A 25,603-nucleotide genomic window follows, 5' to 3' on the forward strand; every position below is an offset into this window, starting at 1 on the left:
CTATGTTCATTGTATGTCATTTAATATTTGAAAAAGCTCCTCCAAATGACGGATTTCATAGGTAGGAATAACCTCATTTCGTTCTTTATCCTCCCTATTTATCCAAACAGACTGTATGCCAGCACGATTGGCGCCAAGAATATCTGTCATCAGATTATCCCCTACCATTATGACTTCATCTTTTTGCAGCGACATTAGAGATAGAGCATGTTCAAAAATAGAAGGATCTGGCTTCCCTCTTCCAAACATCCCTGAAATGACAATTTGGTCAAAATAAGGGGCTATTTCAGGTGTAATCGTTAATTTCGTGTTTTGTAAATCAGGGGAACCGTTTGTAAGTAATAGGAGTTTGTAGTTTCCTTTTAACTGGTCTAAAACTTGAAAGGTCTCTTCATAGACAAACGGAGATTTACGTCGCGCCTGTGGGAAAAGTTCCGCCAATTCAAACCCAAAGTCTGGATCATCGACACCCATCCTTTTTAACCCTCTTGTCCATGCATCTTTCCGATAACCAGGAACAATCTCTTTCATTTTTCTAAAATCTTCATGATCATCTAAAAAGTTCCCCCATAGTCCTTCAAAAGGATTGATTCCGATCATTTGAGTAAAGTCATAAGTTTCATAGGAAGAGTAAAGATTTCTTGCTTCCTCTCGAACAGCAGCTTCAAACTGGTTATGGTCCAATCCATAACGATCCCCTGCCATTTTACAAGTTGCTGCAAAGGCTTCCTTCACGCTTTTTTGATCCCAAAGTAGTGTATCATCTAAATCGAAAAAAACTGCTTTTATCATTTTGAGCCTCTCTTTAAGTATTATTTTATATACTAGTTTATCATGACATATTATAGAAAAGTATTATTCTTTTTAATATTCATAAATTAAAAACACCATTCAGCCATTCCGAACGGTGTTCATTGTAATAAATTATGATAAAATTCTTTTTTCCCCTTCTATTGCTTTGATAGGATCAATATTTTGGGTGAATTCTAATGTGCCAATATAATTTTCGTTCTCGTCCCTTACGGCGAAATAACGAATGTACACATATTTATCCCGGAATTTAATCCAAAAATCTTCAGTATCCTTCCGTCCTGATTTAAAGTCAGCTAATAATTCTTCAACAAGATGCACGCTTCTTGGCGGATGACAGTTTTGAACGGTACGCCCGATTACAGCCTTAGTTCTCGCAAAAATTCTCTCTTTTCCATGTGAGAAATAGCGGACAACATCGTCTTGGTCGATAAAGGTAATGTCGACAGGTAAATGATTTAATAGCAGCTCCAGTTGCTTTAAAGATAAAATCCCTGTTTCCATTTTTATATAGCCCTCTGAGATAGCGTTCTCCCCTAATTGCTTCCTTTCTGGCTTCCATTCTTCTACAGGGCTAGTAAGGCAAAAACCAATTTCATCGCTTTCATGTGCGATCTTTACCCATTCATCCTCAGTTAGATTTTTCAAAGCCATCGGGAAAAGGATGTGCTCTTCTCTATAGATCATGTTGATTACTTCTTCCATAATAAAATGAACGAGATTCACGATTTCCTGTTTATTGCCATCATAATTGGACAGCTTATGTTTTGACTCTTTAATGCCATCTCTAATAAAGTCGTCAATTCTCCACATATTGTTTGTTGGACCGTATATCCCGTACTTCTCAAGATACGGAAATAGCAGATTTTCTTTCCGGCTGTAATGCTTATCAATATCTAATAAAAGATTGCAATCCTCCAAAAGCTTGTAAACATTTTCAGATGAATCTTCATCGATAAACTGTTGTAAGTGTAATTGAACCTTTGATTTAATTAACTTTTCAAGCTCGTGATTTTCTTGGACGAATGTATGAATAGGATGTCCAGGCTCATTTTCTGGCCTTATAGTACTTTCTGATTCCACAATAGACCCCTTGAATATATCCGTATGGGCTGCATACAGACGCTGCAAATCATCCATCGGAATTCCGCCTTCTTCCATTAAATCATGCTGGAGCTGAGAAATTTCCTCAATAGTGACTTTTCCGATAAATGCATTAAAATGAGCTTTTACTTCATCTACATTTCTTCCTTTATGTAGATCTATAAAAATTTGTTTTAAAACGGTTTGACGTTCTGTATTCTTAATCGTATGTTCTCGATTATTGATGATTTCGCTCATAACGGTTCTCCTTTACAATGGACTTTATTTAATTGATTATTGTTCTCATAAATAAAGTACCATTTATTTGAGTAAAGGATTGTGATGACCATCATACTCTTTAAGATTGAGTTAAGATTAGTTTCATGATAATCTAACCGTAATCTATTACATAAGCATACACAAATCTAAGAAAGGGTGAGTACTTATGGAAAATAGTTCAACTGTCAATTCCATAACCTATCTTCCTCCAAAAGGGACATATGAAACCTTTGTTGATGAAAACCATTACTCGGAGAAAGTTAGAGAATGGGGTCTATCAACAACGAAAGAGGTCAAAAAACAATTCCTATATAAGGAAAAAAACCTTCAGTATACTGTAACAGTAAAGGGCTATGAGGCTTATGAGAAAAACAACGAATTAAATACAATCATTATTGAATTTCAAGACGGGAGCTTATGCTGCATTCATCCTGCCTACCTAAAGGAAATGCAGGCTTCAAGCTTCGGAAAAGGTACCTTTACTGATGCAACTGCACAAGGCGCACCTTCCATTAGTCAAGAGGGACAAATGGAAGATAAACAGCCTGTGGAAAATAAAAGCATAGAAGAAATAAAAGAGCCAAAAAAGAAAAATGAGAAGAAAGAAAAGCCAGTTAAACTCGAGCTTCCCGAAGAGAAGGTTCATTTTACGGCAGCAGTAAAACAATTCGCTTTAAGCTGGAATAATTTTAATGAGGAAAATGATGAAGTTATTATCTTGGAGAATGTTGTCATCCTGCAAGAAAATCCAATTGATGTGGGACTATCTTGGTGCTCTCACTCAAAGACTTTGAAGAAATATGAACTGGCACCTGGTGATATCCTTGAATTCGATGGGAAAATCGTTAAGAAGAAATTACCTAAAGGCAAAGATGTGGAAGAAGAATTTATTGTTGCCGACCCAGTCTTGTATAAAATTAATAATCCTTCTAAAATCAAAAAAGGCTAAAGGGACGTTCAATCCGTTCCCTTAGCCTTTTTCCTTTAGTTATCATAGCTCATATTCCCATTCATCTTTTAAATGTAAATATAGGACGAGCAGATTGTTTTCTAAGTCCTGAAAGCTTTTCCCTCTTGCATCCACCCTTGCTTTTGGAAGCAATATTTCAGCTACTTGCCTTGTCAGTCTGATACTCTCTTCTTCTGGTAAGTGAATAAACCGGCTGCAATACGTTTTAACTAAGTTCCAATCCTTCGCTCCGAATGTTTTCAAAACCTGTTCCTCTACAAAGAGATCACTTTTTGCCAATCCGCGTTTTTCAATTTCTTTTTCTATAGGGGATAGCTTCTTTTTCTTTTTAGTATTTCTTTCATGTACAACGAGTGTTCCAGCGACAAGGTCCCCTATTCTCTTATGCTTAGAATGAAAAAAGATCATCATCATGCCAAGAAAATAATTGGCTGGCAGTGAATCAATAATACGGAGGAAATTGCGAATAAAGCTTGATAGCAGAGTAATGCTGTGGCCATTTTCTTGAATGACTCGCAGACCTAATGCTTTCTTGCCTATTGTTCGCCCGCCCGAAAAGTATTCAAATGCAAAAAAGTACCCCCAATTGAGAATGAACATTAAAATAATCGCGATCGCAACAGGGACAGAATTTATTTCAGACCATAGCAAGAGATCGGATTGTCCATATAAAATCATAAAAAGGACCATTACAATCAAAATGTTTACTATGATTAAGATGATCTGATCGATTAAATAAGCTGCAGTCCTGCTTCCAAGACCAGCCAGCTGAAAATTTAATGATACATATTCTGGAGTTTTTATTCCGATACGGTCTTGGTTCATGGAAATCCCCTCCATTTTTTATAATATTTCTCTAACTGTTTCTATTTTTCTACAAAATTACTATAATAAGGAGAAAAGCAGTAAGCAAGAGGTGTCAATATGAATGTTAAGCAATTTATAAAGCAGCACCGTGAAGATTGGCAGAAGCTTGAACAGATGGCAGCATCGATAAAGAAAAGAAAAAGGAATTATTCAGGTACGGACATTCACTATTTTTACAAGCTTTATCAAAAAGCTGCTCACAATCTATCATACAGTCAAACTTATTTTCCTAATGAAGACGTTACCCAATATTTAAATGCTCTCGTTTCAAAATCACACAATCTATTGTATAAAAATCAAATAACAAGTATGAAACAAATCCGCTATTTTTTTAGGACTAAATTTATTGGCTTATTAATTGAGCAATGGAAATTTATTATTGCCGCCATGCTTCTTTTTACTTTCGGCGCGGTAGGCAGCTTCTTTTCAGTTGTTGATGACCCGATGCATATTTACTCCATTCTTCCAGCAGATATCGCACAAGGTGTGGACCCTGACAAGTTAGGTAGCAGCGATGGAGCGGTTGATTCTTCATTCATGTCTGCCAGCATTATGACGAATAATATTCAGGTAGCAATTTTGGCCTTTGCCGGCGGTGTCACCTTTGGAATATTAACCATTTATTTATTAATTTATAATGGGATCATTGTTGGCGCACTTGCCGCTCTCTTTTGGAATCATGGGATGTCTTATGATTTTTGGGCATATATCGTCCCACATGGAATGATTGAGCTTACAGCCATATTTATCGCTGGTGGTGCTGGATTGTTAATGGGCTATAAGCTCTTCGTTCCAGGAAATTTATCAAGAGGCTTTCAGTTAAAGCAGCAAGCCAACCGATCTGTCCAATTATTGCTTGGAACCATTCCGTTATTTGTCATTGCTGGAATCATAGAAGGATTTATTACACCCGCGGCCATATCGATAGAAGCAAAGTATATCGTTGCTTTCATTACGGTCATTGGTCTAATCCTTTACATTGTGATTGGCAAGCTATCATTAATGAAGAAACAAGCTATAATAGATTCCGATTCATAATATCTATGTAATGAGAAACGGCTGTAACTGCTAGTTTTTCCTCAACGGCCTCTACCATTAAGAGGCCTTGTTTTTCCCATTTAAGCTTTTCCCTTTTCTTCATAAGCATTTGCTGCTGTGCGATGCTTTTTATCATTGCTTTTTGTACTTGGTCGGGCTTTGTATTGATTGTTTTTAATAGTGTCACATCTTCCAGGCCAATCATTAGAAATAAATGCCGTTGTCTAATCCGTTTTAAATAGGCAAGCGCTGTTTCCTCGTGAAGAAAGGTCGCGACATCACTAAATAGGAAAAGAAGGCTGCGCTTTTTCTGCATCGTTTCTAAATATTGCAGGACAGCAGCATAATTTGATTCAGCTGCATCCACTTCTAGATTATAAATGGCATGAAGAATCGTCTGCAAATGAGCCATCCCCTTAGCTGGAGGGACAAAGACTTTCACTTCCTTTGAAAATGCCAAGACGGACACATAATCCCCTTTTTGAAGGGCAGCTGCAGTTACAGTAAGAGCTGCTTCTAACGACCTTTCAAGCCGATTTCCCTTCTCCAGCTCAGCTCCCATCATTCGTCCACAATCAATTAATATCGTAATATACTTCCCATGCTCTGGTTCATATTCATTTGTCATCACTTCTCGCAGCTTGGCTGTTTGCCGCCAGTTAATTTTACGAGGATCATCCCCTACAACGTATCTGCGAATTTTGGCGAAGTCCCCTGATCCACTTTGCATCTTGCGGATTTTTACACCTTCGTATAATAAAAATTGCTGAGCATTTTCTAAATACTGCTTCGTCTCCGATAAATCGGGAATGACTTTAACTGAATCATGTAATTCGACCGTTATCTGCTTTTCCCATAAGCCTAAGGAACTGGTGTAGCGGAAATAAAGCTTATTTATCTCATATCTTCCCCTCACACTTGCCTTCGTTTCATATGAGTGTATGGTGGAAGAACCCATTGCAGCCTTTCCTTGAAAAGGAAAAGGACGATGAAAAACTTGAGGGATTCCATCTATGATTCTAAAATGAAAGGATTGCTGTGAATTATTATTTACCTCGATTTGGATGTAATATGTTTTCCCTCTTTCGATCTCTTCAGGAATAATACGTTTAAGAATAATCTGCTTTTTATTTGGTGATAACAGTAAATCTAGAAGACTTGCAGAAAATACAAAAATATTAACGATAATCACAAATTTCCATAAGATATTCAATACAGTTCCCATCAATAAAACGACAGAAAGGATAAAGAAAATAATCACTAATTTTTTTGTAGGCATTACCCCTCTATCTTGGAACAGGAATCGACCCCACAAGTTCTTCAATGATTTGGTCAACGGTCACTCCCTCCAATTCTATATGTGGAGATAACTGAATTCGGTGTCTTAACGCCGATTTTGCAACGATTTTTATATCATCTGGTGTAACAAAATCCCTACCAGCCATAAATGACCAGGCTTGAGCCGCTTTTCCAATAGAAATAGCAGCTCTCGTACTTGCCCCATAGCGGATGGTCTCTGATTCACGCGTTTTTCTTACGATTTGCATAATATAGTCTAAGACGCCTTCACCAATCGTAGATTTCTGAATTTCCTTTTTGATCGATAGAAAACGGTGCATATCAAGTATTGGTGTAACTAGACTGCTGTCAAAGCTGTTTTCAATAACTTGCTTTAAAACATTCTTCTCTTCCTCAAAATCTGGGAAGTCAATTTGTAGTTTAAATAAGAATCGATCCTGCTGTGCCTCTGGCAACGGATAGGTTCCTTCAAATTCAATTGGATTTTGCGTGGCCACAACAAAAAAGACTTCGGGCAGCTGATATGTTTCTCCTTGAATGGTCACTTGCTTTTCTTCCATTGCTTCTAGAAGTGCAGCTTGCGTTTTCGCAGGCGTTCGATTTATTTCATCAGCTAATAGAATATTTGTAAATACAGGACCTTTTAATGTTTGGAATGTGCTGTCTTTCATGTTATAAATAGTGCTGCCCGTAATATCACTAGGCAGGAGGTCTGGAGTAAATTGTATACGGTTAAAGCTGCCTCCAAGCAGGCTGGCAAGAGTTCTTACCATTTGTGTTTTACCAGTTCCAGGTACTCCTTCTAATAGCACGTGGCCTCCTGCTAATATGGCTGATAAAAGCAGCCTAAGATTTAATCTTTGGCCTAAAATTCGCTCTTCATATTTTTCCAATAAGGATGATAATTCTGTCCTCATCTTTCTTCCACCTCTTTCTTTAAACGATCAAGCTTTCTCGACCAAAGCAAGTATTCCTGCTTGTTTACTTTTTCATTAGCTAAAATATTGGATAACCCTGACAGAAGCGGTTGGATCTCGTTTTTTGGCATATTCATCCGCTTTCGTTCCAGAATATCTGAAAGATCCAGCCATTGTTTTTCATAAGGAATACCCCATCGTTCCTGCATGAGAAGCTTCACATAATCTGCCTGTATCAGTAATGAATCATGATATCTCCGGCCGCGAATATACCAAGCCGCTAAAGCCTGTAGGCTCTCATCGCTAAATCGAACCGATTCTTCTCTTAGACTATAGATTGGCCCGAATCGCTTTCCTTTGTGCCAAAGAAAAAGTGCAATAATGATGGTCGCTTGCAGCAACAGCAGCAAGAACCATTTTGGATATAAGGCAGAAATCTTTGGAGCGTTTTCCCCGCCATGTATGTATTCATCAAATAATATGGTATGTGTGTCCTCCTCAATTAATAGAGCCGATAGAAGAGAAGGATGATCATAGTCTAATATTTTCCCGTTTGTTATCCATTCAGGAGCAATGGAAACAATTAATTGTCCATTGCCAAAAGGGCGTTTTATTGCAACTGTACCTGCTTGATCAGACAATAAAATTTCATCCTGCAGATTTGTCTGAAGACGTACAGTTGAGCTTATTTCGGCTCGAAACTTATTTCCATCACGGCTGTATACATCAGCTGTACCATCAGATGATGCTTCCCCGTTAATTGGGGCCGAATTCAAATCAAACATGCCTTTAGGATTCTTATTAAATAATAGAATCGTATGCCCAGCTTTCATAAAATCGATGTAATCTTCCATTACTTCATTTTTAGGGAAAAATTGCGGCTCTGCCATGATAAGTAATTGTTTTTTCTCACCTTTGCTCAAAAGATTGGGGGCATGGGACCATTTCTTCACTTTCTTTTCCTTGCCTAAATACGTATACAATGCCTTTACACCTGTTGGCGAGGGAGAGTCCGATACATAATTGGGATAGTACTTAGGTTCAGGAGAAAAAGAGAAATAACTAATGATCATAAATAAGATTAGAAGTACGAGCAGATATATCCATGCTCGCCCATTTGAAAAAGATTTCAACAAGTTGACCTCCCCCCTTATCCCTCAAACTTAGCATCTGTTTCTTGGAGCCAATACATAGCTTCACTGCGGAACTGGATAAATTCTTCCTTTGTAATTTCACGTTCTCCATATGTCGCCTCATCAAATAAATTAGTAAGGTTAAAAAAAACTTTAGCCCAGCCAGTATTTACTTTCTGAAGCTCGTCATAATATTCCCAGTTCGTCTTCCAGATCCTAGCTTCCAGCCATTCTCTCTCATGAAAATAAAGAAGCAGCGCTAAAAACATGTGTCGAGTTGATAATGTGTATTCCCCTAAAGACTCAAGTTTCCTGGCTTCTAATAAATGCTGCTGAAACGACCAATTCAATTCCTTCATAGATTGAAGTGGCTTTTTGTCACGCAGCATTCGATTTCGTTTCGTATTTCTTGCCATAATAAATACTGCTATACTGAGCAATAAAACAACGATGATGAGGATAACTATTAAAATAAATCCTGATACACCACTCGTTGGTTCGAAAGAAGGAAATAGTTTAGAAAGCTGCTCTGCGATCCATTTTTTCGCTTCTTCCCACCAAACCTCTATCATACTTTTAGAATCGTTATAATAAACTCGATATTCCTTGCCATCTAATATACGCTGAAGCTCATCCTTTGCCTTGTTCGTTTCCAACATTAATGATCACCTAACTTTGATAGGTAATTAATATTTATGATAGTCATCAATCATTTCCTTTAAGTCATCTGCATCATGCCTTATTTTTAAATCAAGATACATCACTCCATAGCCCACTGAAAGAATCATAGTAGTAAATAAAGTGACCAAATTTGAAATGATTGACAGTAATACACTATAGCCTAGAAATATACTAAACGTCATTTCCACTGCAAAACTAATGCTCGAAATAATTAAAAAGAATAAAAGGTATAGCCCCATTAAAATCCAAGTCCGATTTTGCGTGAGCCTCCAGCTATTTGAAAATCCAGGGGATTCCCGATCTAGTACAACGGAACCAAAATAAAAGCTCCAGCGAGTTAATAAATAGCCAATTCCAACTGCACAGCCCAGGAAGAGAATAATAGCTAATAGAATTCCAATGGCCGGATGCAAAATAGATCCAATGAATCCAGTTATACTAACAAAGAAAATGGGAACAATCACTAAACCAAATGTGATTAAACCAAACAAGATACTGCTGCCAATCATGGGCCAGAACCTAGAAAAGGCTTCTTTAATAACAGATCCAACTGTATATTCTTCATTTTTTCGAATATGGTTAATGGCGAATAGAATCGCTCCCTCTGCAACCGGAAATAATAGGAAACCAAGTAAACCTGTGAGGATTAAACCAATATCCGCTCCTATACTAGATACGGATGTTTCGGTTTCAACAAGACCAGATAGAATTTGTTCATACCAAACATCCCCACTCCTTAACTCTCTGAAGAAGCTAACTCCGGAAAATAGCTGAATAATCGCCTGAAGCAAATAGATCGGTCCTATTAAAATAAGTAAAATCATAAAAAAATCTTTAAATCGATTTTTACTTAAACTAAAGGTGTGATCTAATATTTCACTGAATCCTTTTGGCTTGTTAAACTTTGAGTTCAATTGTAGTACTCCTCCTGACTTTGAAAACTAAATGGTAATATTGCCTATTTTATCATTATTCTTACTTATATTGAGTAGAAAGTTGTAAATAAACGTAAAAACAGGACCTAACCCCCAGTGAAAAAAGCATTCATTAATTGGGGGTTAGGTCCTAATGTTACTAATTATTTATTTTAGAAGTGAAATTTTTCCACCGCTAATTCTTTTTTATGGAAATGAAATTTAATTATTGTAATATAAATGACGATTGAATACCTTTTATATTTAGAATTTTAAAAGCGTATTTGTCGTTCTCTCTGTATTAATTAATCTATTTAATAATTTAATTGAAGTATGGCGCAAGCATTTTAATTCTTTATCCAATAAATTCATTGGATGAAACATCAGTAGCTTCTTTTTTACTGTAATATTTTCCTTTAGTTGCAATAGCTAAAACAATCGTAAGGACAAATGCTAAGATCGCTGCGAAAAATGCTGCTACATTTTGTAGAAAGGCGCCTAAATATCCGAAAGCAGCAATGGAACCAAGTACGCTTGATACAATAATTGAAATGACACCAACAGGATTCCAGGCATATAGATATTCTTGGCGATGTTCAAAATAATTAGGGCCAATTTTTAATATTCTCTTTACTACAACGGCATCACTTACTAAAATTGCTGCCCATGATAATAGAAAGACTCCTTGGAAGGTTAGTAGATTCCCTAAATGATCTAATACTCCACCTAGCATTAAGATAATTGCAGCAACCGATGTAAAAACAACCCAGAATGTTCTCCCTGGTTTAAATTTAAATACGTTTTCAAAAAAGCTTGCCAATGACAATGATCCACTATATAAATTAGTAATATTAATTCTAATTTGAGTTAAGATTGTAAATAATGCCCCGCCAATACCTAAAATTTGAACAAAATAAATTCCTGGATTCACTTCCGCCATTCGAACTCCAAACCATATTCCAATGATTCCCATGAGTAAAAAACAAACGAGTTGAGGTATAAATCCGACAGCAAATACACCAATTTTAAATTCTTCTTTTTTAATAAACCGTGCATAGTCTGATACGAGTAGAGCCATAATTCCGACTAAACCATTCATAATTCCAATACATGCAAGCAAGGCAGCCCCGCCTACTTCGGACCCCTCTGGTAAATAAGTCCATACATTTCCAGCAATTTTTGGAGTTATCTTAAAGGCAAGAAAGAAGCCAGCACCTAGTAATATAATAAAAATTGGCAATGACCATTTTTGCAGTTTATCCAACTGTTTAATTCCAAACCAATTGAGAGGCACAACAAGTAACCCAAAGATAACCATGAGCAACCATACTGGAATACTTGGCAAATATTCATGTACTGCAAATGCCATAATGGCTCCCTCAATTGCACAGTACATGATAAAGTTTAAAGCATAAATGAGGGAGGTTATGGATGCCCCGATATAGCCAAAACCCCCGCCTCTTGCCAATAAATTAACATTTAATCCTGATTTAGCAGCATAATAACATATTCCAATACCTAAAGCACCAGCTACAACTGTTGCATATATTTCCGCTAACAGTGCATTGACAGCCCCAAAGCTAACTGCCATTAGGCTTCCCATTTGCATGAAAATCATTGCTGTTGCGACTCCGAGAGTTACATTGGTAATACTTTTCCAACCCATTGTCCTGCCTTCTAATGGAACCTTTTCTAAAGCAAAATCATCCTTCTTTTCTTCTTTAATACGGCCATCGTCAATCACAGTATTCGGTTTAGAAATCTCAGCCATGAATCCAACTCCTTATCATTTTAATTTATGATCAAAGGACAAGGGCGGTTAGCCCCTGTTCTTTAATGCTAGTTCCAATAAGCTAGTGAACGCTTAAATGAGATAATTACTTGCTACATTTGCAAGAGAGCTAACAGCGGTATCCAAAAGGGACATATCAATTTTTTGCCCTAGTCCTGATTTCTCCCTTTCATATAACGCCGCTTCGAAGGAAATGGCTGAATATAATCCTGTAAGAATATCCACCATTGCCACTCCAATTTTTATGGGACCACTATCCTTGTAACCAGTGATACTAATGAGCCCGCTCAATCCCTGAATAATATAATCATAACCAGGTAAGTGACGGTCAGGTCCTGTTTCACCAAAACCAGTTATGGAACAGTAAACCAATCTTGGATTTATTGATTGCATAGATTCATAATCAAGCATCCATTTTTCCATAGAACCTGTTTTAAAGTTGTGAATAAGAACATCTGCCTCTTTAGCTAACTTTCGAATGATTGCCCTTCCTTCTTCTGTTTTGAGATTTACAGTTATGCTCCGTTTATTGCGATTTGCACATAAATAATATGTACTCACCTCCATTTGAAATGGCGGTCCTCAACTCCTTGTTTCATCACGAAGGTCTGCCAAAATCATCGTACAGTAAGGACCAGCAACAACTCTTGTTAAATCTAAAACTTTTATACCTTCTAGTGCAGCATTCAAGTAAACCACCCCTGGCAAATAAAGTCTTAAAAATACAAAAGCCAGCCCTTTCACATGAATGTGTTTAAGGACTGGCAAAATGATCCATTAGAACCTTCCGGCAAAGGATGGACGTGGAATCTTATCAGTCAATTTATTGAATTTACTAGATTCTTCTCTTCCTTTTGCTGATTAGGCAAATAGGGTGAAGAAATTATGTTTATCTTAACTTAATTTTCAGAATCTTTCAACACCCTTTAAAAATATTTTTTCTTATAATGTGCTAAAGTCAGCAGCGAAAATATATAGCGATAGCTATGGTAGTGAATATAAAAGTCACCTGCCAATCCTTGGCCCTTTGGGTATTCAGTTGTCCAGTCATCTTTATTAAGGTTATTTAAAATAAACTGTATCCCAGAATTTATTTCTTTAGTTGGCTGTTCATATACCGAAATTAGTGCATCCACCGCCCAAGCAGTATGCGTTAAAGTACTAATATTTAAAGGTATATACCTTTTCTCACTATCACTATTACAAGACTCTCCCCAGCCGCCATCTGGATTTTGGATTTGCTGCAACCAGTTGATCGCTTTTATAATAGTCCGATTTCCGGGTAAAACACCAGCTGCTCTTAGCCCTGTTACGGCGCCCCACGTCCCGTAAATATAACAGATCCCCCATCTTCCATACCAAGAACCATCCTTTTCTTGGCTTGTAGTTAGCCAGTTTATTCCCTTTTGGATTGCAGAATAATTCTTTGCTAGATTTGTATAGTTTCCGAGAAATTCAAGTGTTCTCCCAGTCAAATCTGCAGAAGAAGGGTCAGCCAAAATATACTCAGCCTTTTCAATTGGCAATAACTGCAGTAACTTACTATTTGTATTTTTTTCAAAAGCAGGCCAGCCCCCATCGTTGTTTTGCATGGATATTACCCATGAAACCCCTCTTTCCCATGATTGACGGTAACTCGGATTCGTTATGACACTTCTTGCAATCGATCTTAAAGAAGAAGTAGTATCATCAACATCTGGGTGGATCGTATTCATATCAGCAAAACCCCAGCCTCCTGGAAATGCATTTGGATTATTTACGACCCAGTCTCCATATTTATATTGCTGTTTTTTCAGCAAATAATGGTTTGCTCTTCTCACCATTGCGTCTTTATCAGAAACGCCTGTCTCCTGCAAAGCATAATTGATTAATGAAGTATTCCACACGGTTGCGGTAGTGTATTGCATATGGGGAAGTCCTTTAATTTCACACTTCATAGTCAATAATCCACTTATTGCCTTTGTAATTAAGGAATCTTTTTTTGGAACTCCAAGGGATAAAAAAGCAAAAATCATTAGAAATGTAGAACTAAAATATCCATAAAGGGTTCCATCCGGCTCAATACGATCAAGCATAAATTGTTTCGTCTGTACTGTTGCCTGTTTATGAATTTGGCTTGGCAATCCTATTAAACTTTTAATCCCTTTTTCAATGGTTGAGAAAATAGAACGCCATTCATCCCATTCACCTTCAAACTCAGATCCTCTCTGAATGATTAAATCTGATAAATCGGGACTCAAGCTGGATTTAAGCTGAAACTTTCGATCTGCAAGAATCATGATTGGGGCAAGATTTACCTTTCCGTAATCGGAAAAACTGTAGAAATTTACTGGGAATGATAGCGGAAGCAGAATCATTTCCAATGGAACGGGAAAGAACCTTGGCCATTTCATTTGTCCAGTTATTGCCAGCATGATTTTTGTAAACATATGTGCTTTCCCAATGCCGCCTTTTTTCAAAATAAAGCTTTTGGCTGCTTTCAATCTATTGTCCTTTTTCTCATAGTATCCGGATATAAGCAACGCATAGTAAGCCTCTATAGTTGCACTGAGATTTCCATCGCCCTCATCATAAAATAGCTTCCAAGCCCCGTTCTCTTCTTGCCTGCTTAATATCCTCTTCGTCAAATCCAAAATTAACTTTTCATCATTTATTTCTAATGTCCTTAATAAGATAATCATATAGCAATCTGTGGAAATGCCTGTTTCAAATGGATAATCCCAAGTTCCATCGGGTTTTTGGTCTTTCCTTAGTATCTCTATAAGTTCATTAATTCCATCCAAAATGGCATTATTCATCAATCTCATTCATCTCCTCGTAATATGAGTCTTACAGATACATATTCAAAACAGAACCGGAGAATTCTTTGAGAAGGTGATTATCATCTTATTAAAAATATTTAAACAAAACAAACCGCAACTTTCCGAAACGCTTATTCATATAAAGAAAGATTTAAAGAAAAAAAGCGGGATGCCTAATTCGAAAGCTGAGCTCTCCCTCGAAGAAAAGTCCATTATTCAGAAAATTAATGATCGGACAAGACTATTAAATAAAAACAATATCACCCGAACGAAAGCTTATTTAGATTTCTATAACCGGTTTCCAGAGATTCACTGGGCCTTTCTCGGGCATATGGTATCGCGAAATGGCGGCTGGAATATGACGGATCTAAAAGGCAGCTTCCTGAAAAGACTGCTTTCAAGAAAAGAAGCAGATTCTTTTTTTTCCTTTTTAGAACGAGGAAATTGGCTGATTTTTCAAGATGCTTACCCGCAATTTTTAGTCTATGAAGAAAGTCTAAAGAGGGGAAGAAATTTATTTCACCTTTTGCCTCATTTAAATATATCCTCGTTCATGGAAACTATTTGGAATCATTTTTTGTATAATCATGATCCATATATTCTTACTATGGCCCTAGTTGTTAATGAACAAAGCTATCTTGAAGAAAGGGTGCTCAAACATCCCGCTTATAAAAAGAATGTCTTTGAGACATTAGAATTTATGCTGCAGGATTTCCTTTCGATGAACCATATTCTTTTTCCATTTATGGAAAATGGGAAACTGAAACTTGTTGGGCAGACGCTACACCATTTTGAAAGCTTGCATGAACGGATCCTTTTAGGAAAGAGACTGTATGCCGTTTTATTCAGTCATAAAGAACGGCATATATTTGTGAAGAATTGGGCGAATGAACATCCACATACAGGTTCCCGAAAGATTTACTGGCCGCACATATTTAATGATATCAATGAAGGGGCCCCTGGAACGTTGCTGAAACCTAGTATTAAATCTTGCCAACTCGCCCCTGGTGCATCTAAATTTTATAGTCCGAGGCTAGAATTTGCATGGAAAAATAGAGTGCATCCGCCAGCTGAACCGGGGGACTGGTTTAAAGATTGGAAGGTCATTCAATACTTGGCCGAAACAAATGAAAAATTTGATGGGGAGATTGAAAATGACTATTGCAAAACACTTGAAAGGCTCGAACTTGCAGCAATTACAAAAAAGGCCATTTTTCTTCGAGATTAAAAAAATGGTCCCTGCTATACTTCTTGCTTCATTAATAGGAACTTATCTTGATCTTTTTTTTGTTGGCATAGGTATGTATTCTTTTCCAAAAAGATTTCTGCCGGATGTTTTTTCTATTAATATTGTGTTTACTCTAATCGGATTGCCTTTGTTCATTGTCTTTTTTTTATTTATGATGAATAGGATCAATGTCTGGAAAAAAGCGGGTTTTATTATAGTTTTAAGCTTATTAATGGCATGCGTAGAAAAGCTTGCGGAGGAAATCGGATTTTTTATCCATAAAGATTCTTGGAAGCACTGGTTTTCTTTTTGCGGATATATCATTTTTCTTATTTGTGTTTATTTATTTAATCGAATAAGCATTTTATCAGATTCACGAAAAAAATAATCAAAAACAAGAAGCAGCCAAATTTACAACTGACTGCTTCTTAATGTTACGACATATTAATCATTTAATTCCTTCAAAGCTGTTACACCGCCAGATAGCAGAGTAACATTAAAGCCTTTCTCTGATAATATGTCAGCACATTTTCTTGCCGAATTTCCAGTCGTACAAGTAACAATGATCTCTTCGTTTTTGGGCAAGGATGAAATCACGCCCAAATCATCTTCGTTTAAAGAAAAAATGTTCGATTTTTCAATGTTTAAACTACGTACATTTTCATTATCAATATGGTAGGTATTGTATTTATCAGTAGATCTTACATCCAGAATAATAACTTCTTCATTCTTTGTGAGTTTTTCAGCAAGTTCTGATGCTGTAATTGTTTTCATTTCATTAAAGCCACCTTAAATGTTATTTATACAAATATCGTATCACATTTGCGTATCGATGATAAAATTTGGAATTTTTCCCAGGTCAACATTTCCGCCTGAAATTACTGTAACGATCTTTTTTTCTTGGAATGGCAATTTATTAAACATAGCTGCTGCTACTGTTGTAGCACTTGAAGGTTCGATTAATTGTTTCATTCTTTCCATCACAAAGCTAAAGGCCCTGCGGATTTCATCTTCACTGACGAGAACGATATCATCCAAATACTTCATTAGTATAGGGAAAGTGAGATCTCCAGGCTGATTCGTTCTTAAACCATCAGCAATCGTATTCGTCCCAGGAATGGAGGTAATCTGTTTCTTTTCAAAGGAAAGATATGTATCGTTAGCCAAGGCAGGTTCTACTCCGATTACTTTTATTTTGGGATTACTTTCCTTTATAGCTGTTAAAATGCCCGAAATTAGACCGCCGCCGCCAATTGGAACAATAATTGCATCGACATCGTGGATTTGGTCTAATAATTCTAATCCAATTGTTCCTTGCCCAGCCATAATATAAGGATCATCATAAGGAGGAATATAGATCCCGTTCTCTTGTGCTGCTATTTCCTTCGCTCGCGGTAATCGCTCAGCTGAAGTTGTGCCGCATTTTTCAATACGGCCATTGTAACCTTTTATAGCGTTTTCTTTACAAAAGCTTATATCTTCAGGGACGACAATTGTCGCCGGAACTCCGTATTGGTTCGCAATATAGGCTACTGCCTGCCCATGATTTCCAGAAGAAGCTGCGGTCACATATTTTGCCCCATCTTGAACGGCTTGAATCACTTTATTGGCAGCCCCTCTAATTTTAAAGGAACCTGTTTTTTGTAAATGCTCTGACTTCAAATAGATTTGTTTGCCACAAACCTTCGATAATTGATCTGATTTCAATATCGGTGTGACATAAGTAATATCTTTAATTCTCTCTCTTGCCGCTTGTACATCAGTTAATGAAATCATCGTTCTCTCCCTTCCTACTCCCTTATGGCAATGATAAAGTCAATCTCAATGGGAGTATTGCTTGGAAGCTCGGCTACCCCAATGGCCGTTCTTGCGTGGCGCCCTCTTTCATCGAAAATTTTCACTAGTAGTTCAGAAGCAGCGTCTAAAACATTTGGCTGCTGTGAAAATTCAGGGGCCGATTGCACATAACCAGTTACCTTTAAAACCTGCTCCACCTTATCAAGACTCCCAATAGCTTCTTTTAAGCAGCTTAATGCCTTTAACACACAAATTTCTGCTAATTCACGCGCTTGTTCAATCGTTACCACTTCACCTACCTTGCCTTTATAAGGGATATTCCCGTTCACCCGGGGCACTTGGCCGCTAATATACGCAACATGATTGTGGATCACAATAGGTACATAGCTATAAAGTGGAGGGACTGCCTCGGGTAATGTTAAACCAAGCTCTTGTAATCGTTGTTCAATCATCACTATTTCTAAACCCCTTTTATCTTATATGTTGCTTATATTATCATTCTGTAATGTCTAGAAAAATCCCTTTAAAAAAGGACAATTCCTGTGTAAGGAATTGTCCCAGATTCTATTTCCACGGAATAAGCTTTCTTTCCAGCCACTGAAGCACCCGATTAAAAAGCAGTCCTAAAAACGAAAGTAATAAAACGCCCACCATTAATTTATTGGTGATCATAAGGTTCCCGTAATGCAGCACCATTGCGCCAATTCCATATTGTGCAGCAATCATTTCAGCAGATACCAATAGCAAAAGAGCTGTACCGGCTGCTAATTTAAGACCAGCAAAAATAGTCGGAAGTGCACCAGGCAATATGACCTTCCGAATCACATTAAAATGATTCGAACCAAATGTGACCGCTGCTTTTATTAATATTTGATCCACACTTTTTACACCAGAAAAGGTGTTAATGAGGACTGGAAAAAATACACCTAGCGCAATAATAGCGACCTTTGGCAATTCCCCAATTCCGAACCATAAAATAATAAGCGGGAGTAAAGCAATTTTTGGAATCGGATAAATTGAATACACGATTGGTGTAAAGATCGCGTCAGCCCATTTTGAAAAGCCAAGAATGAGACCAATAATAATACCTAAAGTGGCACCAAGAAGGTAGCCCCAACCAATTCGGTATAAACTTGCTAATAGGTTTTTCATAAGCTCCCCGCTGCTAATCAATTCCCATCCGGCTGTTACAATGGCTGTTGGTGCCGGTAAGAAAAGCGGAGGAACGATGTTCATACGGCAAACAAGCTCCCATATGAGCAAAAGTCCTGTAATTCCTAAAACGGATGCATAGGTTGGAATTTTCCGTTCCAGAAACCCAACCCGATTTTTGATGATTTGTTTATTTTCACTCATTTTCTACGCCTCCTTCAATGCTTCCTGAGCATCATGGCGTATTAAATTCCAAATATCTGTGGAATATTGTTCAAATTGGCTACGATACTTTTCTTCATCTCGGCCCATCTTTGGTAAATCAATATGAATAATGCTTTTGATTTTGCCGGGATGGCGGGACAACACGATAACCCGGTCAGCTAAGTATACTGCCTCCTGAATGTTATGTGTAACATAAAGCGTACTTAATTTAGTGCGATTCCAAATCGTTAAAAGCTCTTCTTGCATGATCGTTCTAGTTTGTGCATCTAATGCAGAAAATGGTTCATCCATGAGAAGGAGGTCAGGTTCTACAGAAAGGGCACGGGCAATTCCTGCACGCTGCTTCATTCCCCCTGAAAGCTGCTTAGGATAAGCACCTTCAAAACCTGTTAATCCTACCATATCAATATAGTATTTCCCTTTTTCTTCTCTTTCCTTTTTACTGACTCCCTTTTCTTCAAGTCCGTAAACGACATTTTGAAAAACGGTACGCCATGGAAATAATGCAATTTCCTGAAAGACGATTCCTAAATTGGGCTCCCTTCCTTCAGTGCCTTCAAAATATACTTGTCCTTCACTTGGCGACATTAATCCTCCCACAATATTAAGCAAGGTAGATTTTCCGCAGCCACTCGGACCAACGAGAACGACAAATTCTTGATTTTCGATGGAAAAATTAATGTTTTCAAGAGCCGTTACTTCTCTTTTTTTGGAATCAGCAAATTTCTTACTGACGTTTTCTACGACTATTCTCATGATGTTATTCCCCTAGTTCTTTTAGTGCTTCCTCTAACAATTGTGTGTTGACGATTTCTTTGCTATCTATAGCTTTGTCGATAAGTTTCTCTTTTGCATACCAATCAATTTGTGTTTGAATGTCAGATTCAAGTAATTTACCGTCACGATCCATATATGGCAGCCCTTTTTTGATAAGCTCAGGATCTTGGTCCGTATACTTGGCAATGATATTTATAACTTCATCATAGTTTTCCCCTAGTACAGTTTCTCCGTCCTTTTTCACTAAAACGGCATCATAGTAGTATCGGGATGCTTTGATATAAGCTTTAAAGAATCTTTTTGCTGCATCTTTATTATCTGCAAATGCTGGTGAGAAGAAAATTCCTGAAGTTTGATAATCGATTTCTTCACCAATTTGAGAAATGACTTTTCCATATCCTTCTTGTACGACAGTTGAAATATTAGGCTCATTTAAAATAACAGCATCCACCTGCTTGCTATTTAAAGCTTCCATTAGACCCTTAATACTGTTGAGTGGTACTAATTGAACGTCAGCAATGCTTAAGCCATGATTTTCTAATACTCTACCTGCCATATAATGGAATGTGGAGCCTGTTTGAGTAATCCCGATTTTCTTTCCTTTTAAGTCTTCAATCGTTGCTGCACTAGAATCATTCGGTACAAGCAGGGCAGATGAAGAGTAGCCTTTCTGCTCTCGGCCTTTATCAGCAACAATCCATAATTTCTGTCCGCCAGCAACCATATTATATAGACTCGCAGTAATTCCAGTAGCACCAACATCTACACTGCCACCTGCTGTTGCAACTGCAATCGGTTGTGCTGCTTCAAACCAAGTTGCTTTTGCATCTATATTTTCTTCCACGAAAAATCCTTTTTCTAATGCAATAAATAATGGTGCTGAGCTCGTTAATTTAAGCATTCCAATGTTGACAGAGGCCTTTTCCGGGCCTTTTCCAGCATCAGACTCATTTCCTGTTGATTGGTTTTCTTCTTTTTGTCCGCAACCTGTAAGCGCTAGAGTTAATGATAGAATAGCGGCAAAAATGATTGTTAAAGATTTTTTCAATGTAAATACCTCCATGCTTTAATGTAGTACATTATTAAATATTAACATAAGTGAAGTACATTCGACATAATTTTCAAAAAAAAACCTATAAATTATGGTTATTTACACATGTGGGATCGCTTCAAAGCTTTTTGAAAATATTATTTTAAATATATAAAAAGCAGAAATAATAGTCAAAAAAAAAAATTCCACGACATCTTTTATCGATATCGTGGGTCTTTATTATGGCCTGCTAATTCCTAGACTAATTGTTTTTCTAAAGGATTCAGCCGCTGTGTAAGGATTCGCGGCCTTCATAATACCGGAAACAATTGCATAACCAGCGATGTGTTTTTCTGGAAGCTCCGTTAAATTATCAACTTTAATTCCCCCGATAGCTACTACTGGGATTGAAACTTTTTTCGTAATGGCTTGAAGCATCCCCTCAGGAAGCAGTTTGGCATCGTTTTTTGATGTTGTTGGGAATACTGCACCGACTCCTATATAATTTGCTCCATTTCTCTCAGCTTCCACAGCCTCTTCGACCGTTGAAACAGAGATTCCCACGATCATAGAGGCGGGTACTATTTTTTTGGCGGCAGACAAAGGCAGATCGTTCTGGCCGATATGAACTCCAGCAGCATTTACGGCAATTGCAATATCAATTCGATCGTTAATAATAAGTGGCACATGATACTGATCTAGCAAGTTTTTTATTTTTTTTGCTTTTTCGTAAAAAAGCTTTCCGCTACTTTGTTTTTCACGGAGCTGAACAATCGTCACTCCGCCTTTCACAGCACTCTCAACGGTTTGAAGAAGCTTTTCAACTGGAGCTGATTCTTCAGTAACTAAATATAATGTATAGTTTGGTTTCATGCGAAACGAACACCTTCTTCCCATATTTGTCCATCCATTAACGATATCTCATCCATAAGCTTGATACGGTAAGTCCCTATCCCATCACAATCTTGTAATCTATTTCTTGCCCTTTCTCCTGCTAAACTCATAACTGACATTCCAGCGATGGCTGCAGAAAATAGGTCATCTGTGATTCCGGCAAAGCAGCCGATTAAAGAAGCTGTCATACAGCCTGTTCCTGTAATTCGGGTTAGCCAAACATCACCATTTTCTATGCTGACGGTCTTTTCTCCATTGGAAATTACGTCAATTTCGCCGCTAATGACTGTTATTGTATTAAGCTGCTTGGCAGTCTCAATAGCCAGAGCTTCCTTCGAGATAGAAATCTCTCCAGCGTCAACCCCTCTTGTTACGCCCTTACCGCCAATTAGGGCAAAAACCTCTGTTGCGTTTCCTCGTACAATGGATACATGAACTTTTTTCAGAAAATCAATTGCCTTTTTCGTTCTAAATGGAGTAGCGCCAACACCGACTGGGTCAAAAACGACTGGAATTCCTTTTTCATTTGCGGCTTGCCCTGCACGAATCATCGCACTATAGGTCAAATCATCAATCGTACCAAAATTAATGACAAGTGCATTTGCCAAGCTCACCATATCTGCAACCTCTTCGATACTTGTAGCCATAACGGGTGAACCGCCAATGGCAAGTGTTGCATTTGCACAATCGTTTATCGTGACGTTATTTGTAATATGGTGAATAAGTGGATTGCGCTCCTTTATTATCGTAAATAAATTTTTAATCGTATCCTTATTCATGATCATTTGTCCTCCAAGCTAAAATGTTTAGGGGTTTTGCTTGATTAGCAGATTTGCTTTTTCATATAGTTCATAAAAATGGTTCGTAGGACCATGGCCATGTCCAAGTTCAAGACTATGTTTAATGGCAGTTGTGATATAGTTTTTTGAAGATCGTATTGTCTCTAATAAAGACTCTCCTTTTGCTAAATTGGCTGCAATAGCAGATGAAAGAGTACAGCCTGTACCGTGTGTATTTTTTGTATGAATTCTTTCTCCCTTTATCCATTGAAAGCTGTTTCCATCAAAGAATAAATCATTAGGCTCTCCGCTAAGATGTCCGCCTTTTAAGAGAACTGAACCCGCCCCTAGTGCTTTAATGACTACGCAGGCATACTTTATATCTTCTTCACAGTTAATCTTACTTCCAGTTAATACCTCTGCTTCAGGAATATTGGGGGTTACAACTGTTGATAGCGGAATTAATATTTCCTTAAGGGCCGACATTGCCTCTTTTTGTAATAAGTGATGTCCGCCTTTTGAAACCATGACTGGGTCTAATACAATGTATTTTGGTTTATATTTTTGCAAAGAACGGGCAACTACCTCAACTGTTTCAGCAGTAGAAAGCATCCCTATTTTAACAGCATCAACTTGTATATCATCGAATACCGCTTCTATTTGATCCCGGATGATGGAAAGATCAATATTTTGTACTGATCTTACTTCTTGTGTATTTTGTGCGGTAACGGCCGTAATGACTGACATTCCAAATACTCCTTGCGCGGCGAATGCCTTTAAATCTGCTTGAATTCCTGCACCGCCGCCAGAATCAGAGCCTGCGATTGTAAGTGCTGTTTTCATGAAGCATCCCTCCGATCGCCTTATTTTTAATTAATATTTTTAGTAGTGCATATCCCATAATTGCACCAGTAAATGAACTCATCGTAAAAGCAGGTATTAATCCGAATAAGGTTGCTTCCTTCCCTAATAGAAGTACAGCAATTGGGTACGTTGCCATTGCACCAAGAATCCCTGTACCAATGACTTCCCCTGTAGCAGCAATCCCAATATTCTTCGTTTTTTGATATAGCATCGCAGCCAGAAATGCTCCAATCATACTGCCTGGATAAGCAAATAAACTTCCGGTTCCGAGCATATTTCTAATCGATGAAGAAAGAAAGGCTTGAATCACTGCATACCAAGGTCCAAGTAAAACAGCTGATAGGACGTTGGCAAAATGCTGAATTGGAAAAATTTTCGCAAAGCCAACTGGAATGTAAATGAAACTGCTTGAAACTGTGGTGATCGCTGCGATGATGGCAGTTAAGGTAAGTTTTTTCGTTTTTTGCATGTCTGTCACTCCTTTGTTTATTTTTTTGACACGATATTTTCAAATGCTTCTTTCGGGTCGATCGGCTCTTTTATAACCTTTGATTTGTAAAGCCAATCAGCAACATTCTCCCAAGATGCTTCTACTTGATAGCCAAATGGCACATCCTTATCCTCCATTAATGGTAAGAGAACCTGCAAGCTTTCCTTTTCGACTTCTTTATCTAGTGGAAAGCTATGATTTTCATGATCAAGCAAAACTTGGAGACCAGCATCAGGGTCTGCTTTCACGTCTTCATGGCCTTTCGTGACCGCATGCCAAAACTTTTCAATCGACTCTTTCTTATTGCTTAATGTATTTTCACCTGTTACGATGATTAGCTCATAATTATCAGGGACACCATAATCCGGCAAATGAAGAACATCAATGTTGTATCCTTCTTTTTTCAATAGAACCTGCTCATGGTTAATATAAGCACCGACTAGAGCATCCACATTATCAGTTGCTAAGGAGGCCATTAAATCCCAGCCAACATCAGTCATTTTCACCTTGCTCATATCACCGCCGTCAATTTCGACCATTGATGAAACTACGGCCTCACTTACTGAAGCCGATGGGTAGCCAACATTTTTCCCTTCTAAATCCTTTGGAGATTGAATTCCGCTTTCTGTCTTATACATGATTGCATCAAGGGAATGTCTCACAAATGCTGCAATGGAGACGACAGGGATATTCTCCGCTCTTGAAACTAAAAGCTGACTTTGATAGCTGATTGCTAAGTCAACTTTTCCAGTGGCGGCAAGCTTCAATGGGTCGTTCGTATCGGCAGGCATTTCAATTTTTACATTTAGACCTTCATCTTCAAAATATCCTTTTTCTTTAGCGACATAAATGGCTGAGTGAACTGCATTCGGATACCAATCAAGCATAATGCTTAAATCCTCTAGCTCTTCCATTTTATCTGCATTACTCGTTTCGTTTTGCCCTGCGTTACAGCCTGCTAACATGATAGCGATAACAATCAATAATAGTTGATATAACAGTGATTTTTTCATCTTCTGAGCAACTCCATATGTGAATTATTCTACATTTTTCCATTTCAATATATAATTCTCTGCTGCTTTAACAATGGCGAACAAAAGGATGCCAAGTAAAGTTAGGATCGTAATGGCTGCAAAAACTCCTTCTGCATTTAAATTTCCTGACATTCTGCGGCTATAGTATCCTAAGCCCTCACTTGCCCCTAGCCATTCTCCAATCGTCGCACCAACTAAAGCATAAACGATAGCAAGCTTTAGCCCAGAGAAAAAAGAAGGAAGTGCCATCGGAGTGTTTAATTTTAGGAAGATCTGCCAGCGGTTTGCTCCCATGGAACGCAATAATTCGCTATATTCCTGATCACTCGATTTAAGTCCGTCATATGTGCCTACAACAATAGGAAAAAATGAGATAAGAATCGTTACCGCGACCTTACTCCAAATCGTATAGCCGAACCAAAGGACGAAAATTGGCGACAAGGCAATGATTGGAATCATTTGCGAAATTAACACTGCAGGATAAAGCATTTTTTCTAGTGTTTTGAAAAAAAACATCCCTGCTGCCAACACAATTCCTCCCATAACAGCTAGGAGAAATCCAATTAGAAATTCAATCATCGTAGCTGGCAAGTGTTCTAATAATAGTGGCTTCCAATTTTCAAAAATTGATAAGATTACTCTTGTTGGTGCCGGAATGATAAAGGCAGGAATGAACTCACTTTGTACTAGCCATTCTAATAAGAGTAAGATTGTCATGAAGAATAGGAGAAATAAACTATAAGTCTGTA

At 37.7% G+C, this 25,603-nt stretch carries 26 protein-coding genes and 1 pseudogene; 4 read left to right on the plus strand and 23 right to left on the minus strand.

Annotated elements, in window-relative coordinates:
- Window positions 1-6: 6 nt before the first annotated feature.
- Together V7164_RS18315 and V7164_RS18320 are read right to left on the minus strand one after the other, a co-directional pair.
- Complete coding sequence (locus V7164_RS18315) at window positions 7-792, minus strand: HAD family hydrolase (RefSeq protein WP_335354828.1); 786 nt, start codon at window positions 790-792, stop codon at window positions 7-9.
- A 132-nt stretch (window positions 793-924) separates the two neighbouring features.
- Window positions 925-2,151, minus strand: a complete 1,227-nt coding sequence (locus V7164_RS18320; protein WP_335344084.1) for a DUF438 domain-containing protein — start codon at window positions 2,149-2,151, stop codon at window positions 925-927.
- Between the two features lie 187 nt (window positions 2,152-2,338).
- Here V7164_RS18320 and V7164_RS18325 point away from each other — a divergent pair, with 187 nt between their 5' ends.
- Window positions 2,339-3,121: a hypothetical protein gene (locus tag V7164_RS18325; protein WP_335354829.1), complete on the plus strand. Its 783-nt coding sequence runs from the start codon at window positions 2,339-2,341 to the stop codon at window positions 3,119-3,121.
- A gap of 42 nt (window positions 3,122-3,163) precedes the next feature.
- Here the strand turns inward: V7164_RS18325 and V7164_RS18330 are convergent, their stop codons facing one another.
- The gene (locus V7164_RS18330) at window positions 3,164-3,967 is read right to left on the minus strand and encodes an RDD family protein (protein WP_335354830.1); all 804 of its coding nucleotides are present in this window, start codon (window positions 3,965-3,967) and stop codon (window positions 3,164-3,166) included.
- Between the two features lie 99 nt (window positions 3,968-4,066).
- On the opposite strand from V7164_RS18330, the gene V7164_RS18335 reads away from it, so the two are divergent.
- Window positions 4,067-5,047 (plus strand): stage II sporulation protein M, encoded by a 981-nt coding sequence (locus V7164_RS18335; protein ID WP_335354831.1) that lies wholly within the window; start codon window positions 4,067-4,069, stop codon window positions 5,045-5,047.
- On the opposite strand, the gene V7164_RS18340 is transcribed toward V7164_RS18335, so the two are convergent.
- From V7164_RS18340 to V7164_RS18375, 8 genes and pseudogenes are all read right to left on the minus strand, one after another.
- Window positions 5,025-6,326: a DUF58 domain-containing protein gene (locus tag V7164_RS18340; protein WP_335348223.1), complete on the minus strand. Its 1,302-nt coding sequence runs from the start codon at window positions 6,324-6,326 to the stop codon at window positions 5,025-5,027. The genes V7164_RS18335 and V7164_RS18340 overlap by 23 nt on opposite strands.
- A gap of 7 nt (window positions 6,327-6,333) precedes the next feature.
- Entirely contained in the window at window positions 6,334-7,263 is a 930-nt protein-coding gene (locus V7164_RS18345) for an AAA family ATPase (protein ID WP_335354832.1), read from the minus strand.
- The gene (locus V7164_RS18350; protein ID WP_335354833.1) at window positions 7,260-8,396 is read right to left on the minus strand and encodes a DUF4350 domain-containing protein; all 1,137 of its coding nucleotides are present in this window, start codon (window positions 8,394-8,396) and stop codon (window positions 7,260-7,262) included. The genes V7164_RS18345 and V7164_RS18350 overlap by 4 nt, the downstream gene beginning before the upstream one ends.
- A 17-nt stretch (window positions 8,397-8,413) precedes the next feature.
- Window positions 8,414-9,055: a DUF4129 domain-containing protein gene (locus V7164_RS18355; protein ID WP_335348226.1), complete on the minus strand. Its 642-nt coding sequence runs from the start codon at window positions 9,053-9,055 to the stop codon at window positions 8,414-8,416.
- Window positions 9,056-9,082: 27 nt separating this feature from the next.
- Window positions 9,083-9,991 (minus strand): hypothetical protein, encoded by a 909-nt coding sequence (locus tag V7164_RS18360; RefSeq protein WP_335354834.1) that lies wholly within the window; start codon window positions 9,989-9,991, stop codon window positions 9,083-9,085.
- A gap of 355 nt (window positions 9,992-10,346) precedes the next feature.
- The gene (locus tag V7164_RS18365) at window positions 10,347-11,762 is read right to left on the minus strand and encodes a purine-cytosine permease family protein (RefSeq protein ID WP_335354835.1); all 1,416 of its coding nucleotides are present in this window, start codon (window positions 11,760-11,762) and stop codon (window positions 10,347-10,349) included.
- Between the two features lie 96 nt (window positions 11,763-11,858).
- Window positions 11,859-12,473 (minus strand): annotated as a pseudogene (locus tag V7164_RS18370) (CaiB/BaiF CoA transferase family protein); the annotation flags it as partial.
- Between the two features lie 236 nt (window positions 12,474-12,709).
- Complete coding sequence (locus V7164_RS18375; protein WP_335354838.1) at window positions 12,710-14,581, minus strand: terpene cyclase/mutase family protein; 1,872 nt, start codon at window positions 14,579-14,581, stop codon at window positions 12,710-12,712.
- Window positions 14,582-14,666: 85 nt separating this feature from the next.
- Between V7164_RS18375 and V7164_RS18380 the strand changes: the two genes are divergently transcribed.
- Window positions 14,667-15,812 (plus strand): DUF2515 domain-containing protein, encoded by a 1,146-nt coding sequence (locus tag V7164_RS18380; protein ID WP_438824727.1) that lies wholly within the window; start codon window positions 14,667-14,669, stop codon window positions 15,810-15,812.
- A 4-nt stretch (window positions 15,813-15,816) separates the two neighbouring features.
- Window positions 15,817-16,200 (plus strand): CBO0543 family protein, encoded by a 384-nt coding sequence (locus V7164_RS18385; protein WP_335347820.1) that lies wholly within the window; start codon window positions 15,817-15,819, stop codon window positions 16,198-16,200.
- 56 nt (window positions 16,201-16,256) lie between these two features.
- Here the strand turns inward: V7164_RS18385 and V7164_RS18390 are convergent, their stop codons facing one another.
- The 12 genes from V7164_RS18390 to V7164_RS18445 form a co-directional block, all read right to left on the minus strand.
- On the minus strand, window positions 16,257-16,586 hold the full coding sequence (locus V7164_RS18390; protein WP_335347813.1) for a rhodanese-like domain-containing protein: 330 nt from the start codon (window positions 16,584-16,586) through the stop codon (window positions 16,257-16,259).
- Between the two features lie 42 nt (window positions 16,587-16,628).
- Window positions 16,629-17,588 (minus strand): threonine ammonia-lyase, encoded by a 960-nt coding sequence (locus V7164_RS18395; RefSeq protein ID WP_335347814.1) that lies wholly within the window; start codon window positions 17,586-17,588, stop codon window positions 16,629-16,631.
- 14 nt (window positions 17,589-17,602) lie between these two features.
- On the minus strand, window positions 17,603-18,061 hold the full coding sequence (locus V7164_RS18400; protein WP_335347821.1) for a RidA family protein: 459 nt from the start codon (window positions 18,059-18,061) through the stop codon (window positions 17,603-17,605).
- A 112-nt stretch (window positions 18,062-18,173) separates the two neighbouring features.
- Complete coding sequence (locus V7164_RS18405) at window positions 18,174-18,965, minus strand: ABC transporter permease (RefSeq protein ID WP_335347815.1); 792 nt, start codon at window positions 18,963-18,965, stop codon at window positions 18,174-18,176.
- 3 nt (window positions 18,966-18,968) lie between these two features.
- On the minus strand, window positions 18,969-19,742 hold the full coding sequence (locus V7164_RS18410) for an ABC transporter ATP-binding protein (RefSeq protein ID WP_335347816.1): 774 nt from the start codon (window positions 19,740-19,742) through the stop codon (window positions 18,969-18,971).
- Between the two features lie 4 nt (window positions 19,743-19,746).
- Window positions 19,747-20,811, minus strand: a complete 1,065-nt coding sequence (locus tag V7164_RS18415; RefSeq protein WP_335354836.1) for an ABC transporter substrate-binding protein — start codon at window positions 20,809-20,811, stop codon at window positions 19,747-19,749.
- Between the two features lie 222 nt (window positions 20,812-21,033).
- Window positions 21,034-21,666, minus strand: coding sequence for a thiamine phosphate synthase (thiE, locus tag V7164_RS18420; RefSeq protein ID WP_335347881.1), 633 nt, complete (start codon window positions 21,664-21,666; stop codon window positions 21,034-21,036).
- Window positions 21,663-22,472 carry a hydroxyethylthiazole kinase gene (gene thiM / locus V7164_RS18425; RefSeq protein ID WP_335347882.1) on the minus strand — a complete coding sequence of 270 codons (810 nt, stop codon included), beginning with the start codon at window positions 22,470-22,472 and terminating at the stop codon, window positions 21,663-21,665. The genes thiE and thiM overlap by 4 nt, the downstream gene beginning before the upstream one ends.
- A 21-nt stretch (window positions 22,473-22,493) precedes the next feature.
- Window positions 22,494-23,309, minus strand: coding sequence for a bifunctional hydroxymethylpyrimidine kinase/phosphomethylpyrimidine kinase (gene thiD / locus V7164_RS18430; protein ID WP_335347883.1), 816 nt, complete (start codon window positions 23,307-23,309; stop codon window positions 22,494-22,496).
- Complete coding sequence (gene thiW, locus V7164_RS18435) at window positions 23,278-23,799, minus strand: energy coupling factor transporter S component ThiW (protein WP_335347884.1); 522 nt, start codon at window positions 23,797-23,799, stop codon at window positions 23,278-23,280. Before thiW ends, thiD begins: the two co-directional genes overlap by 32 nt.
- Before the next feature lie 17 nt (window positions 23,800-23,816).
- On the minus strand, window positions 23,817-24,833 hold the full coding sequence (locus V7164_RS18440; RefSeq protein ID WP_335347885.1) for an ABC transporter substrate-binding protein: 1,017 nt from the start codon (window positions 24,831-24,833) through the stop codon (window positions 23,817-23,819).
- 24 nt (window positions 24,834-24,857) lie between these two features.
- Window positions 24,858-25,603: ABC transporter permease (locus tag V7164_RS18445; protein ID WP_335354837.1), on the minus strand; the 746-nt coding region annotated here is incomplete at its 5' end.

This window comes from Bacillus sp. JJ1474 (assembly GCF_036965225.1).
Classification (GTDB): domain Bacteria; phylum Bacillota; class Bacilli; order Bacillales; family Cytobacillaceae; genus Cytobacillus.

What these genes read in the sequence shown, in the direction of transcription:
- V7164_RS18315 (WP_335354828.1), bottom strand. Translation starts at nt 792, where the DNA reads ATGATAAAAGCAGTTTTTTTCGATTTAGATGATACACTACTTTGGGAT.
- V7164_RS18345 (WP_335354832.1), bottom strand. Translation starts at nt 7,263, where the DNA reads ATGAGGACAGAATTATCATCCTTATTGGAAAAATATGAAGAGCGAATT.
- V7164_RS18410 (WP_335347816.1), bottom strand. Translation starts at nt 19,742, where the DNA reads ATGAGAATAGTCGTAGAAAACGTCAGTAAGAAATTTGCTGATTCCAAA.
- thiM (WP_335347882.1), bottom strand. Translation starts at nt 22,472, where the DNA reads ATGATCATGAATAAGGATACGATTAAAAATTTATTTACGATAATAAAG.
- thiD (WP_335347883.1), bottom strand. Translation starts at nt 23,309, where the DNA reads ATGAAAACAGCACTTACAATCGCAGGCTCTGATTCTGGCGGCGGTGCA.
- V7164_RS18325 (WP_335354829.1), top strand. Translation starts at nt 2,339, where the DNA reads ATGGAAAATAGTTCAACTGTCAATTCCATAACCTATCTTCCTCCAAAA.
- V7164_RS18330 (WP_335354830.1), bottom strand. Translation starts at nt 3,967, where the DNA reads ATGAACCAAGACCGTATCGGAATAAAAACTCCAGAATATGTATCATTA.
- V7164_RS18390 (WP_335347813.1), bottom strand. Translation starts at nt 16,586, where the DNA reads ATGAAAACAATTACAGCATCAGAACTTGCTGAAAAACTCACAAAGAAT.
- thiE (WP_335347881.1), bottom strand. Translation starts at nt 21,666, where the DNA reads ATGAAACCAAACTATACATTATATTTAGTTACTGAAGAATCAGCTCCA.
- V7164_RS18440 (WP_335347885.1), bottom strand. Translation starts at nt 24,833, where the DNA reads ATGAAAAAATCACTGTTATATCAACTATTATTGATTGTTATCGCTATC.
- V7164_RS18320 (WP_335344084.1), bottom strand. Translation starts at nt 2,151, where the DNA reads ATGAGCGAAATCATCAATAATCGAGAACATACGATTAAGAATACAGAA.
- V7164_RS18385 (WP_335347820.1), top strand. Translation starts at nt 15,817, where the DNA reads ATGGTCCCTGCTATACTTCTTGCTTCATTAATAGGAACTTATCTTGAT.
- V7164_RS18375 (WP_335354838.1), bottom strand. Translation starts at nt 14,581, where the DNA reads ATGAATAATGCCATTTTGGATGGAATTAATGAACTTATAGAGATACTA.
- V7164_RS18340 (WP_335348223.1), bottom strand. Translation starts at nt 6,326, where the DNA reads ATGCCTACAAAAAAATTAGTGATTATTTTCTTTATCCTTTCTGTCGTT.
- V7164_RS18395 (WP_335347814.1), bottom strand. Translation starts at nt 17,588, where the DNA reads ATGATTTCATTAACTGATGTACAAGCGGCAAGAGAGAGAATTAAAGAT.
- V7164_RS18335 (WP_335354831.1), top strand. Translation starts at nt 4,067, where the DNA reads ATGAATGTTAAGCAATTTATAAAGCAGCACCGTGAAGATTGGCAGAAG.
- V7164_RS18355 (WP_335348226.1), bottom strand. Translation starts at nt 9,055, where the DNA reads ATGTTGGAAACGAACAAGGCAAAGGATGAGCTTCAGCGTATATTAGAT.
- V7164_RS18365 (WP_335354835.1), bottom strand. Translation starts at nt 11,762, where the DNA reads ATGGCTGAGATTTCTAAACCGAATACTGTGATTGACGATGGCCGTATT.
- V7164_RS18405 (WP_335347815.1), bottom strand. Translation starts at nt 18,965, where the DNA reads ATGAGTGAAAATAAACAAATCATCAAAAATCGGGTTGGGTTTCTGGAA.
- V7164_RS18400 (WP_335347821.1), bottom strand. Translation starts at nt 18,061, where the DNA reads ATGATTGAACAACGATTACAAGAGCTTGGTTTAACATTACCCGAGGCA.
- thiW (WP_335347884.1), bottom strand. Translation starts at nt 23,799, where the DNA reads ATGCAAAAAACGAAAAAACTTACCTTAACTGCCATCATCGCAGCGATC.